The sequence below is a fragment of the Aestuariivirga sp. genome (assembly GCF_037139295.1).
Lineage (GTDB): Bacteria > Pseudomonadota > Alphaproteobacteria > Rhizobiales > Aestuariivirgaceae > Aestuariivirga.
This window is the reverse complement of record NZ_JBAXGR010000006.1, coordinates 1-12,808: the sequence shown is the minus strand read 5'-3', so window position 1 is coordinate 12,808 and position 12,808 is coordinate 1. Positions and strand designations below refer to the sequence as shown.

The window sequence follows — 12,808 nt, the reverse complement described above, 5'->3', positions numbered from 1 at the left end:
CCCGGGCTTGTCCCGGGCATCCTTTCAGTGCCGCACAAAGAAAGATCGCCGGGACAAGCCCGGCGATGATGGCAATACAGACTTGTACGAAGCGTCACCGCATCGCGGCGACCTGCAACGGCACGGCAGCGAAGCCCATGGCTTCCTTCTCGGCCAGCATCTCGGCGCGGCGCAGTTCCTGTTCCTCGTGGGCCAGGACCATCTGCGCTTCGTTCATCTGGCCCTTCAGCTCGCCGATGGAGCGCAGCAAGTTGTCGCGCCGCGCACGGGCCGATTTCGCCGACAGCGAATAATTGAAATGGCTGGGGTCGGAGACGCCGGTGCGGCCTTCCTCGAATTTCACCTGGGCATCGAGGTCATCGAACTTCCGGGTGAAGTCCTGGATCATATACTCGATGTCGGCAACCTGGCGCCGCTTTTCATCGGTGCGGAAACGGTGCAACCGAAGGAGCGTTTCGCGTGAACGCATATTGGACCCTTTACTCTACTCACAACACTTTCGGAGGCGCCTTCAAGGCCCCTTCCCACGATTCGCCGAATCAACTACGCAAGAGATTCCGGCAGTCGTGCAGTTCACATGATGGCCCGGTAAGCTTAAGGGGCGGTTACCGGCCAGTCGTGCCGGACCACAGGGGTTTTGGCGCCGTTGCGCCGCGGTTGGCATCTAGATGTAGCGGTCAAGTGGAATCGGCCCCTACATCTCGGTTAACAAGTCAACAGGATTCTGCTGTGAGATTAGGGTTTGTTAACCTTTCCCGACATATCTTAGGCGTCATCGTTAACGGTTAGTTGTGCGCCAAGGCCCGGTCGGCCGCGCAAACCGGAAGGCTCCAGAACGGGGCTAGGGACCATAGGGGATTCGAGATGAGGGTATTGCTGATCGAGGATGATACCGCGACGGCCCAGAGCATCGAACTGATGCTCAAGTCTGAAGGTTTCAACGTCTACACCACCGACCTGGGCGAAGAAGGCGTCGACCTCGGCAAGCTCTATGATTACGACATCATCCTGCTCGACCTGAACCTGCCGGACATGTCGGGCTACGAAGTACTGAAGACGTTGCGTGTGGCGAAGGTCAACACGCCCATCCTCATCCTCTCCGGCCTCGCCGGCATCGAGGACAAGGTCCGGGGCCTAGGGTTTGGCGCCGACGACTACATGACCAAGCCCTTCCACAAGGATGAGCTGGTCGCCCGCATCCACGCGGTGGTCCGCCGCTCCAAGGGCCACGCCCAGTCGGTGATCATCACCGGCGACCTCTGCGTCAACCTCGACACCAAGACCGTCGAAGTGGGTGGCGCCCGCGTCCATCTCACCGGCAAGGAATACCAGATGCTGGAGCTGCTCTCGCTCCGCAAGGGCACCACGCTGACGAAGGAAATGTTCCTAAACCACCTTTACGGCGGCATGGACGAGCCCGAGCTCAAGATCATCGACGTCTTCATCTGCAAGCTGCGCAAGAAGCTGGCGAGCGCTGCAGGCGGCAAGAACTTCATCGAAACCGTCTGGGGCCGCGGCTACGTGCTGCGCGAGAACGCCCCCGCGATGGGCGAAGACATCCGCGAAAGCGCATAAGTTACACACGTGTTGACCAGAAAAGGCCGCCCACTGGGCGGCGTTTTTGTTTGGCTCGATGTTCATCATGCCCGGGCTCGACCCGGGCATCTTCTTTCTGGCGACCAAAGAGGATCGCCGGGACAAGCCCGGCGATGATGACGTCAATACGATTTGCAGAGCGGTAACGGTCAGGCCGCCTTCACCACCACGTCCGCCTCGTCCATGTCCATGGTGAGGGTCAGCCCGGCGGAGCGCGCCAGCTGCTTGGCGTAGTAGGGCTGCACAAGGCGCGCATCGAGGGCGGTCAGTTCGGTGGTTCCTGCCAGCACGCCTGAAATCTGTTCCGGCACCTTGGCGCGGTCACCCGCAGCGCGCGCCGTGAAGGTGTCACCCTCGACGGTGATGGTGACGAGGCCACCGCGCGGGATGCCCGCCATGGCCATCAGCATCATGTTGAGGACGAGCTTCACCTGCTGTTTCGGGCGGTTCTCGCGCGGCGCGTTCCACTCGAGCTTCACCTTCTCGTCGCCGACGAAGGCCTTGGCGATCTCGCCCGCCTCGCCCATGTCGATGAGCGCACCGGCCGAACCCGCAGCGCCAAAGGCGATGCGGCAGAATTTCAGCTTCGCCGCCGCCGTCTTGGCGGAAGAACGCACCATGTCGAGCGCGGTGACCTTGGTTTCCTCATCCATTTCCGGGTCGTCGATGAGCTCGAGACCGTTGGCGATGGCGCCCACCGGCGAGATCACGTCATGGCAGACGCGGCTGCACAGCAGGGCAGCGAGGTCGAGGTCGGAAAGCTTCGCGTTGAAAGCGTCGGCGTCGGACATGGGTGTTCCTTGGGGGCGAGTGATTCGTGTGACTGTTGTACCACCCAGACCTAAATATTTCCGCATTGACGGAGGGGGTTTTCGCGACCATGAAACCCCCGCAATTCGCGCCGGAGTGCCCGTCCAGATGAATCCCGTCCCCTCGTCCCTGCTGCAGTCCCTCGTCGATCTGTCGATCCGTGCCGGAACCGAGATCATGGCCATCTACGCCACCGATTTCTCCGCCAAGGAAAAGGGCGACCTGACACCGGTGACCGAGGCTGACGAGGCCGCCGAGAGGATTATCCTGACGGGCCTGTCCCGCATCGACGGTTCGATCCCGGTGATCTCCGAGGAGGCCGCCTCGGCGGGCCGTATCCCGGAGGTGTCCGCGAAGTTCTTCCTCGTCGACCCGCTCGACGGCACCAAGGAGTTCATCTCCAAGAACGGCGAGTTCACCGTCAACATTGCCCTCGTCGAGCATGGCGTGCCGGTGGTGGGCGTGGTCTATGCACCGGCCCTGAAGCGCATCTTCTGGGGCGAGAAGGGCATCGGCGCCGCCCACGGCAAGGTCGATGGCGATGCCGTCGCCGCCTGGCACCCGCTGCATGTCCGGCCCCAGCCTGCCGACGGCGCCACCGTGGTCGCCTCGCGCTCGCACCGTGACCAGGCCACCGAGGACTTCCTCAAGACGGTCAAGGTCAAGTCGCTGTGCTCGGCAGGCTCGTCCCTGAAGTTCTGCCTCATCGCTGCCGCTGAAGCCGATCTCTACCCGCGTTTTGGCCGCACCATGGAGTGGGACACGGCGGCGGGCCATGCCGTGCTGCTGGCGGCGGGCGGCAAGGTCGTCACCGTCGAGGGCCCGGTGCTCACCTATGGCAAGCGCGCGCGGGGCTATGACAATCCCGGTTTCATCGCCAGCGCGTGATTTGAGGAAGCGTTAACCAACGCGCAAGTCCCCGCTGTTACTCTTCGCGCCATGAGGGGTGCTGCCACAGGCTCGCCATGAGCTGCTGTCAGCGTCCCAACGTCAATTGCGTGAGGAGTCCCATGCTCAAGAAGTCGATGTTCGTTTCGCTGGCGCTCGGCCTGCTCGCCGCCGCACCGCTTCCCGCCCTGGCCCAGACCACGGGCTCCGTGTCCAAGGCCCAGGCCACCTCGAGCGACACCTTCACACCGGATGAAATCGTTGCCGCAGGCCACGGCTTCTTTGGCAAGGCCTCGCGCGATTTCGCGCGCGCCGTCGAGACCGTGTTCGAGAAGCAGGGCCAGCCCACCGCCTATATCGTGGGCGAGGAACTGGCCGGCTCCTTCGTCGGCGGCCTGCGCTATGGCGAGGGCACCGTCTACTACAAGACCGGCCAGAAGCAGCGCATCTACTGGCAGGGCCCGTCGGTCGGCTTCGATTTCGGTGGCAACGGCTCGCGCAGCCTCGTGCTGGTCTATAATTCCCACAGCCCGGCAGATCTCTACACCCGCTTCGGCGGCGTCGAGGGCTCGGCCTATTTCATCGGCGGCGTGGGCGTGAACTACCAGCAGCAGGGCGACATCGTGCTGGCCCCCATCCGCACCGGCGTCGGCGCCCGCCTTGGCGCCAATGTCGGCTACCTGAAATATTCCGGCAAGCCGACCTGGAACCCCTTCTGACGCCACGTCGGCTGGCGGCCCCTCGAAGGGGCCAGCCATCGTCCCGTCACGATTCCCGGATGAGAGGGCTCTCAGTGCCGCAGGCTGGCAATCGCCCCGGCGATTGGCTACTGTAGGGCGAGTTGCGGAGGCCTGATGTCTCAGACCGAGACGATATTGCTGATCGTGCTGGGGTTCTCCCTGGCAACGCTCATCGCGCTGTTCATGGCGCGGGGCTTGTGGACTGCCGGCATCAAGGTCGGCGCGCGCCGCATGCAGCGCCAGGTGCCCTCCTCGCTGGTCGGCCTGCAGACCGAGCGTGACCGGCTGCGCGCCGAATATGCCATGCTCTCGCAGCGCCTTGGCGCCCGCCTCGAAGCCACCAAGACGCAGATGGTTGAGCAGATGGCCGAGGTCAGCCGCCACCGCAATCGCCTTCACGAACTTGAGGCGCTGGAAACCAGCCGCGGTGCTGAAAACCGCCGCCTGGCCGAGCGCATCACCGAGCTTGAATATTCCCTGGCCCAGTCGCGCACCAACGAGCATGATCTCCGCCGCGACCTCGCCGCCGGGGAAGATGCCCTCGCGCGCCTCCGCCAGCCGCACCAGACAGCCAAGCCCGCCCCAGCCACGGCACACCACCAGCCGCCGCCGGAGGACGAGGCCGAAGCCCGCCTGCGCGAGCGTATCAACCGGCTGAACGAACTGGCCAAGGCCCCGCCGGCCGATGATTTCATCATCCACGCCCCGCCGCCCCCGCCGCCGGACATGGACCCGGCGGTCGCCGAACGGATGGCCGAGGCCGAACGCCAGGCCGAGGACCTCACCCGCGACCTCGAAAAGCTGGATGCCGAATGGAAGCAGCGCCTCGCCGAGGCCAATATCGCCGAAGAGGAAGCTGACGCGGGCGTCATGTCGCTGACCAACCGCATCCGGGACCTGAAGAAGAGCCTCGGTTCCGCCTCCTGAAGCTTGATCCTGATCAAAGTGTCAGTTTGAACTGACGTATAGCCTCCCTGACAGCTGACACAGGGAGGCCCACCATGCGCATTCTTCTGCTTCACCCGAATTATCACTCCGGCGGCGCTGAAATCGCGGGCAACTGGCCGCCTGCCTGGGTGGCCTATCTGGCGGGTGCCCTCAAGAAGGCGGGCTACCCCGACCTCCGCTTCGTCGATGCCATGACGAATGACCTCTCCGAGGACCAGATCCGCGACATCCTGCGGAGTGAAAAGCCGGACATCATCGGTTGCACCGCCATCACGCCGTCCATTTACAAGGCCGAGCGCCTGCTGGAGATCGCCAAGCAAGAACATCCGAACGCCGTCACCGTGCTGGGCGGCATCCACGCCACCTTCATGTACAATCAGGTGCTGGGCGAAGCGCCGTGGATCGACGCCATCGTGCGCGGTGAAGGCGAGGAGATCATCGTCAATCTCGTCCGCGCCATCGACGAGAAGCGCTGGCCCGAATGCCGGAAAGACATCCGCGGCATCGCCTATCGTGATGGCACCGACGTCATCGCCACACCCGCCGCACCAACTGTGAAGGACTTGGACGGCATCAGCCCGGACTGGTCGGTGCTGCAGTGGGACAAATACATCTACATCCCCATGGGCAAGCGCGTGGCCATTCCCAACATGGCGCGCGGCTGTCCCTTCACCTGCTCCTTCTGCTCGCAGTGGAAGTTCTGGCGTGACTATCGCATCCGCGACCCCAAGAAGGTGGTGGACGAGATCGAAACGCTGATGCGCGAGCATGACGTGGGCTTCTTCATCCTCGCCGACGAGGAGCCCACCATCAACAAGAAGAAGTTCGTCGCCTTCTGCGAAGAGCTGATCAGGCGCGACCTCAGGATCCTGTGGGGCATCAACACCCGCGTGACTGACATCCTGCGCGATGAAGCCCTGCTGCCGCTCTACCGCAAGGCCGGCCTCATCCACGTCTCGCTCGGCACCGAGGCCGCCGCGCAATTGCAGCTCGACCGCTTCAACAAGGAGACCACCGTCGCGCAGAACAAGAAGGCCATCGAGCTGCTGCGCAATGCGGGCATCGTGGTCGAGGCCCAGTTCATCGTGGGCCTCGAGAACGAAACGCGCGAGACGCTGGAAGAGACTTACCGCATGGCGCAGGACTGGAAGCCGGACCTTGCCAACTGGTCGATGTTCACGCCCTGGCCCTTCTCGGACCTGTTCCGCGATTTAGGGGACAAGGTCGAGGTCTTCGACTACGACAAGTATAATTTCGTCACGCCGATCATGAAGCCCGATGCCATGGACCGCGCCGAGCTCTTGGACCGCGTGATGCATAACTACCGCCGCTTCTACATGAAGAAGGCGCTGTTCTCTTACCCCTGGGCCGGTTCCGGCGAGCGCCGCCGCTATCTGCTGGGCTGCCTCAAGGCCTTCCTCAAGTCGGGCTTCGAGCGCAAGTTCTATGACCTCGGCCGCGTCAATTACTGGGGCAAGAAGGACGCCGTCGACTTCCAGTTCGACCGCACCCGTACCCGCGCCGACATGAGCAAGGTGGAGTGGCAGACTACTCACAACCGCAAGTCCAATCGCCAGGTGGGCCAGGAAGCCGCCGAAGCCATGGCCTGCGGCGGCGGTAAGGACCAGATGGAAGACGCGATGCAATGAGCGATGCGGCCCATACGGGCCGGATCGGCCCCAACGCGGTGATCCGCCTCGCGGAAGCGCTGGATGCACTCGAAAGCAAGGCGGTGACGAAGAAACTCTTCATCGCCGCCAAGCTTGAGACCTACGTCCACGCGCTCCCCGAAACCATGGTGCCGGAGGAAGAGGTAACTGTCCTCCACCGACACCTGCGCAGCGACCTAGGTGCAGGCCGCGCGGCCTCTGTCTCGTGGATCGCGGGGCAACGCACCGCAGATTATCTGCTGGCCAACCGAATCCCCAAACCCGTGCAGCGCCTGCTCAAAGTTCTGCCCGCCCGCCTCGCCGCCTTCATCCTGCTGAAAGCCATCGGCGCCCATGCCTGGACCTTCGCGGGAACCAGCCGCTTCAGCTGGAAAATGGGCCGCCCCATCACGCTGACCTTCGAGGACTGCCCGCTGTGTCGCTGGGACAAGGCCAGCGATCCCTGCTGCAGCTATTATTCGGCAACATTCGAACGGTTGTTCCGTAAACTGATCAATCCCGACACCAATGTGCGCGAAACGGACTGCATCGCCACAGGCAGCGAGGCCTGCAGGTTCGAGATCAGGTACTGATCTGCATCCGAGCGTCCTCTCCCGCAAGGCGGGAGAGGAAGGGGACCCGACGAAGTCGGGGGAGGTGAGGGGACACAAACTCCGAAAAACATGTCAACTGCCTCCCCTCATCTCCCCGTTGCGTGCCGCAACGGGTCCCTTCTTCTCCCGCTCAAACAGCGGGAGAAGACATGAGCGGCAAGTCGCACCTGACACCTTTGTAATCCGCCTCCGCAACTCTACCACCTTGCCGCCTTCCCCCACTCCCCTATGATCCCCCCGTTCGGGAGGAACGAGAATGGACAAGCCCACCTTCGACAAATCCAAACTGCCCAGCCGCCACGTCAGCGTCGGTCCGTCGCGCGCGCCGCATCGGTCGTATTATTATGCCATGGGCATGACCGCCCAGCAGATCGGCCAGCCCTTCGTCGGCGTCGCCTCATGCTGGAACGAGGCCGCCCCCTGCAACATCGCGCTGATGCGCCAGGCGCAGGCGGTGAAGAAGGGTGTGGCCTCCGCCCACGGCACACCGCGCGAGTTCTGCACCATCACGGTCACGGATGGCATCGCCATGGGCCACCAGGGCATGAAGGCGTCCCTCGTCTCGCGTGAGGTGATCGCGGACTCGGTGGAACTCACCATGCGCGGCCACTGCTATGACGGGCTCGTCGGCCTCGCCGGTTGCGACAAGTCGCTGCCCGGCATGATGATGGCCATGGTGCGCCTGAACTGCCCGTCGATCTTCATTTACGGCGGCTCCATCCTGCCCGGCATCTTCCGCGGCCAGCAGGTCACCATTCAGGACATGTTCGAAGCGGTGGGCAAGCACTCCGCCGGTCTCATGTCGGACGAGGACCTGGCCGAGATCGAGCAGGTCGCCTGCCCGTCGGCCGGTTCCTGCGGGGGCCAGTTCACCGCCAACACCATGGCCACGGTGGCCGAGGCCATCGGCCTCGCACTCCCCTACTCCTGCGGCGCGCCCGCCCCTTACGAAGTGCGTGACACCTTCTGCTACACTGCAGGTGAAAAGGTGATGGAGCTGATCGCGAAGAACATCCGCCCGCGCGACATCGTGACGAGGAAGGCGCTGGAGAATGCAGCCACCGTCGTCGCGGCCTCGGGCGGCTCCACCAATGCTGCCCTTCATCTACCCGCCATCGCCCATGAGGCGGGGATCGCGTTCAACCTCTTCGACGTCGCCGAGATCTTCAAGAAGACGCCCTACATCGCCGACCTGAAGCCCGGCGGCCGCTATGTGGCCAAGGACCTGTTCGAGGCGGGCGGCATTCCGCTCCTGATGAAGACACTGCTCGAGCACGGCTTCCTGCATGGCGACTGCCTCACCGTGACGGGCCGCACCATGGCCGAGAACATGGAGGCGGTGAAATGGAACCCCCATCAGGACGTGATCCGCCCCGCCAACAACCCCTTCACCGTGACGGGCGGCGTGGTGGGCTTAAAGGGCAACCTCGCCCCCGAAGGTGCCATCGTGAAGGTGGCTGGCATGAAGACCCTCACCTTCTCCGGCCCCGCCCGCTGCTTCGACAATGAGGAGGCCTGCTTCGAGGCGGTCTCCAAGAAGCAGTACAAGGAAGGCCAGGTGCTGGTCATCCGCTACGAAGGCCCGCGCGGCGGCCCCGGCATGCGCGAGATGCTGTCGACCACGGCTGCACTCTATGGCCAGGGCATGGGTGACAAGGTGGCGCTCATCACCGATGGCCGCTTCTCCGGCGCCACGCGCGGCTTCTGCATCGGGCACGTCGGCCCCGAGGCGCAACTGGGTGGTCCCATCGGTTTGCTGAAGGACGGCGATATCATCACCATCGACGCGGTGGAGGGCTCACTCTCCTGCAACGTGTCGGAGGCCGAATTCGCCGAGCGCGCCAAGACCTGGGCGCCCCACCCCCACGGCTACAACTCAGGCGCCATCTGGAAATACGCCCAGCAGGTCGGCCCCGCCGTGAATGGTGCGGTCACCCACCCCGGTGGTGCGGTGGAAACGAGCAGCTACGCGGACGTGTGAGAAGCGGGAAAGGATCGCCGGGTCACGCCCGGCGACGATGAACAAACAAAACCCGGCGGTGACGAACAAACACATCATGCCCGGGCCTGACCCGGGCATCTTCTTTCCGTCGCCTCCGTGGAAGGACAAACCTCCGGCGCCGGAAACCTCTGTAAAATCTTCACAATGTCAATCAGCAGCAGGCACGAGCCACCGATATAGCATGTTATAGGATTAAAGTCAAGTCTTGGGAATGATACCGAGGAGAATTTTTGCCTATAGATGCGGCGTTCACCCACCACGTCGTCACGCCCGGCGATGATGGCCTGCAAGACGTGGGGAGTGCCGCCTACTGCGCCACCCGCCTGTCGAATGTCGCAAGAACCTTGCCCTCGCCATCCAGCAGTTCCAGCCGGTCACTGTCGAGCACCATGGCCTTCACCTTGGCCAGCATGTCCATGAAGGTCTGTTCCGCCTTCATGATGTCCGGCCGGCAGGCCATGCGCGTCGCCATCATGGGCGAGAAGGCCAGCATGTCGCCATCCGCTTCATAACGCCCACCGAACCGGTTGCAGCCGCTGAGCCCGCCCACCCGTCCGCCATCGAAGCGCAGGTAAGGTGCGCGTTCGCCCGTCTGTCCGGCCAGCACCCAGTCAGCGCCAGCAAGCTTGTCCGGGTGCGCAAGCACAGGACCAGCCATGAGGCCAAGCAACAAGCACGAAATGACGATGATGATGCGGCGCATGTGATCCTCTCCACGCAACCCCGTGGTTTCAGTCGAGCTCGGTTCTGTCTAGCCGTCGGCCTTCAGGCGGGCGGGCTGCAGCGGCACCTCAGAGCGCACCAAGTGCACCAGCACCAGCGCAGCACCAGCGCACAGCAGCAGCACCACCACCATCAGCGCGGCCTCCTGCCCCTTCAGCATGGTGATGACCGCAAACAGCGCCGGGCCGAGTGCCGCCGCCACGCGCCCCGCCACCGTGGCCAGCGCGAAGAAGGCCGGCGCACTGCCCGGCGGCACGCTCTCCGCCAGGAAACCGCGCAGCGCCGAGGCCGTGGCGCCCACGCAGCAGCCGATCACCGTCACCGTCACCACCGGCATCAGCGGGCCGGAGCCAAAGGCCATGAGCAGCAGCACGAAGCCCCAGGCCGAGAGCAGGATGGTCATCGGCACCACGCGCGACCAGCTGGTCATCAGCATGTTCCAGCCGATGGTCGATGGCACAGAGAGCACGTGCAAGAGAAGGAGCAGCCAGAGCAGGTCCGGCAGAGTCTGGCCGAAGCGCGTGGCGAGGATAGGTGCCGTGAAGGTGACGACCACCGAGACCGCGAGGTGCACCAGCATGGTGCCCGCCAGCAGCACGTAAAGGCCGCGGTGGCGCCGCCACTGGCCGATCACCGCAATCACGCCTGACAGTTGCGGGGCGCCGGGGCCGGGGCCCAGCGACCCGAAGTCAGCCCGCTTCATCAGCATCAGCACGATCACGAAGAATGCCGCGCTGATGATCGCCAGGACAGTGAAGCAATCCTGCATCAGCGCCTGCGTCTGGGTCTGCCCGCCCACCAGCTGCAGAAGAATGACGATGGCAAAGGCCCCGCCGAGATAGCCGATGGCCCAGCCGAAGCCCGAGAGCTTCTGCAGGAAGCGCTGGGGCAGGAGATCGGGGAGGAAGGATTCATAAACGCTGGTGGCGGCAAAATAGAAGCTCTGGGCCGCCACAAAGGCGGCAGCCGCCATGGCCAGCGACGGGAGCGGCGGCCAGGCCAGGACCGCAATGGACAGGACCATCCCTGCCGTCGCGGCGCTGAGCAGCGTGAGGCGCGAAATATGCGCCGTGAGCGCGGCGGCGATTAGCGCGGCCACGCCGCTGGCCAGGATCGCGCCTGCCGCAAGTGCGCCCCAGGCGGCCGTCGGGTTGGCGAAGTCCGCCATCAGGCTCCGGAAATAGAGCGGCAGCAGCACGGCGGGCGCCACGCCGAAATAGACGGAACTGGCCACGTCATAGCCGGCCCACGTCAGGGTGCGCCGGTTCAGCCAGCCTTGGGTGGCGCTGTCCGCCATTGCCGCCTCGTTCCCTCCGCTCCGAAAATCCCGCGAATTGTATCGCAGGAGGCATTTGCCGGGCCAGCCTGCCATTAAGCTGCCGTCTAAATGTCACCACGTGGGAAATTGTAACAATCGCGGGCAGCCGGCGGAAGGGAAAATCCGACCGGGGCGCCCGCATATTGCAACTTGAACACGTGAAGACGTTTGCCGTAGGGTCCGCGACCGTGGGTCGAGCACCCCCGAATTGAATGGGAGAAGAGATGGACAAGACTTTCCTGAAGCGCCTGATGACGGGCCCGCTTCTGCTCTCCGCCGCTGCGGTGATCGCGCTGGGTTCTGCCCCCGCACCGCTGCGCGCTGAAACCACGCCGCCCGAGGCCACCCAGGCCGCCGAGGAGGCCCCCCAGCCGCTGTCTCCCGAGGAGATGGACATCCTCGTGGCGCGCATCGCGCTTTACCCTGATGAGCTCGTGGCGCTGATCTCGGCTGCCTCGCTCTACCCCCTGCAGATCGTCGAGGCCGAGCGCTTCCTTGACGACTCCAAGACCAAGAAGGACCTCAAGCCCAAGGCGACCTGGGATGGCAGCGTCATCTCGCTGCTGAACTATCCCGAGATCGTCAAGATGATGGCCGAAGACCTCGACTGGACCCAGCTCCTGGGCGAGTCGATCGTCAACCAGCAGGAAGACGTCCTCAACGCCATCCAGCAGCTGCGCGAGCAGGCCGTCGCCAACGGCGTCATCAAGACCGACGACAAGATGAAGGTGACGGAGGAGGTCAACGCCGACACGGGCCGCCAGAACATCGTCATCGAGCCGGCCAGCAGCGAAGCCATCTACGTGCCGCAGTACCAGCCGGAGATGCTCTACGAGCCGAGCTACGCCTATCAGCCAATAAGCTATTACCCGCAGCCCTACCCCTATTACTGGAATCCCGGCGCCACCTTCTTCGCAGGGGCCGTGACCGGCGCCATCTGGACCGCCGCGGTAGACTGGGACAACGGATTCTGGGGCTGGGGCTGGAACAACAACAACAACCACAATCACAACAACAACTACTGGCACGGTGGCGGCAACGATATCAACATCGACTGCAACAAGTGCATCATCGGCAGCGACTTCAACGGCAAGCTCAACGTCAACAACGTTGACTGGCGCAATGTCGACCGCAGCAAGATCAACTACAACAAGAACGACTTCAACAAGCTCAGCAACACCAATATCCGCAACGAGTTCAAGAAGAACGACATCTCGAACATCGATCGCAACAAGCTGGGCAACAACAAAGTCGGCAGCAACAACAAGGGCAACCTCCAGCGCCCGGCCACCCTGCCCGCCAAGGGCGGGATGCAGACCAAGGACATCCGCAAGAGCACGATGGAGGGCCTCAACAAGAAGCCCACCCAGGGCTTCAAGCCCTCCGACAAGATGGCCCGCCCCGGCAACGGTGACGGCGGAAACCTCGGCAACATCACCAAGCCGGGCAACGGCAATCTCGGCAGCGTGACAAAGCCGGGCAATGGCGGTGCCAACATCGGCGACAAGATGGCGCGTCCG

General features: G+C 63.8%; 12 protein-coding genes. 8 read left to right on the top strand and 4 right to left on the bottom strand.

What is annotated here, in order from left to right:
- Window positions 1-94 precede the first annotated feature (94 nt).
- Entirely contained in the window at window positions 95-469 is a 375-nt protein-coding gene (locus WCJ41_RS03355) for a flagellar export protein FliJ (RefSeq protein ID WP_336904415.1), read from the bottom strand.
- 395 nt (window positions 470-864) lie between these two features.
- Between WCJ41_RS03355 and WCJ41_RS03350 the strand changes: the two genes are divergently transcribed.
- A complete protein-coding gene (locus WCJ41_RS03350) occupies window positions 865-1,575 on the top strand; it encodes a response regulator transcription factor (protein WP_336904414.1) in 711 nt (236 codons plus the stop codon).
- 170 nt (window positions 1,576-1,745) lie between these two features.
- Here the strand turns inward: WCJ41_RS03350 and WCJ41_RS03345 are convergent, their stop codons facing one another.
- The gene (locus WCJ41_RS03345; protein WP_336904413.1) at window positions 1,746-2,387 is read right to left on the bottom strand and encodes a histidine phosphotransferase family protein; all 642 of its coding nucleotides are present in this window, start codon (window positions 2,385-2,387) and stop codon (window positions 1,746-1,748) included.
- A gap of 127 nt (window positions 2,388-2,514) precedes the next feature.
- On the opposite strand from WCJ41_RS03345, the gene cysQ reads away from it, so the two are divergent.
- The 6 genes from cysQ (at window position 2,515) to ilvD (ending at window position 9,226) form a co-directional block, all read left to right on the top strand.
- The gene (gene cysQ / locus WCJ41_RS03340; protein WP_336904412.1) at window positions 2,515-3,294 is read left to right on the top strand and encodes a 3'(2'),5'-bisphosphate nucleotidase CysQ; all 780 of its coding nucleotides are present in this window, start codon (window positions 2,515-2,517) and stop codon (window positions 3,292-3,294) included.
- 122 nt (window positions 3,295-3,416) lie between these two features.
- Complete coding sequence (locus tag WCJ41_RS03335) at window positions 3,417-4,013, top strand: DUF1134 domain-containing protein (protein ID WP_336904411.1); 597 nt, start codon at window positions 3,417-3,419, stop codon at window positions 4,011-4,013.
- A gap of 135 nt (window positions 4,014-4,148) precedes the next feature.
- Complete coding sequence (locus tag WCJ41_RS03330; protein ID WP_336904410.1) at window positions 4,149-4,961, top strand: hypothetical protein; 813 nt, start codon at window positions 4,149-4,151, stop codon at window positions 4,959-4,961.
- Window positions 4,962-5,035: 74 nt separating this feature from the next.
- Window positions 5,036-6,631: a magnesium-protoporphyrin IX monomethyl ester anaerobic oxidative cyclase gene (gene bchE / locus WCJ41_RS03325; RefSeq protein WP_336904409.1), complete on the top strand. Its 1,596-nt coding sequence runs from the start codon at window positions 5,036-5,038 to the stop codon at window positions 6,629-6,631.
- Window positions 6,628-7,224, top strand: coding sequence for a bacteriochlorophyll 4-vinyl reductase (gene bchJ / locus WCJ41_RS03320; protein WP_336904408.1), 597 nt, complete (start codon window positions 6,628-6,630; stop codon window positions 7,222-7,224). The genes bchE and bchJ overlap by 4 nt, the downstream gene beginning before the upstream one ends.
- 277 nt (window positions 7,225-7,501) lie before the next feature.
- Entirely contained in the window at window positions 7,502-9,226 is a 1,725-nt protein-coding gene (gene ilvD, locus WCJ41_RS03315) for a dihydroxy-acid dehydratase (RefSeq protein WP_336904407.1), read from the top strand.
- Window positions 9,227-9,554: 328 nt separating this feature from the next.
- Here ilvD and WCJ41_RS03310 read toward each other — a convergent pair whose 3' ends face one another.
- Together WCJ41_RS03310 and WCJ41_RS03305 are read right to left on the bottom strand one after the other, a co-directional pair.
- Window positions 9,555-9,950 (bottom strand): META domain-containing protein, encoded by a 396-nt coding sequence (locus WCJ41_RS03310; RefSeq protein ID WP_336904406.1) that lies wholly within the window; start codon window positions 9,948-9,950, stop codon window positions 9,555-9,557.
- 48 nt (window positions 9,951-9,998) lie between these two features.
- Window positions 9,999-11,267, bottom strand: coding sequence for an MFS transporter (locus WCJ41_RS03305; protein WP_336904405.1), 1,269 nt, complete (start codon window positions 11,265-11,267; stop codon window positions 9,999-10,001).
- 245 nt (window positions 11,268-11,512) lie between these two features.
- On the opposite strand from WCJ41_RS03305, the gene WCJ41_RS03300 reads away from it, so the two are divergent.
- A partial coding sequence (locus WCJ41_RS03300) for a DUF3300 domain-containing protein (protein WP_336904404.1) occupies window positions 11,513-12,808 on the top strand: 1,296 nt, incomplete at its 3' end.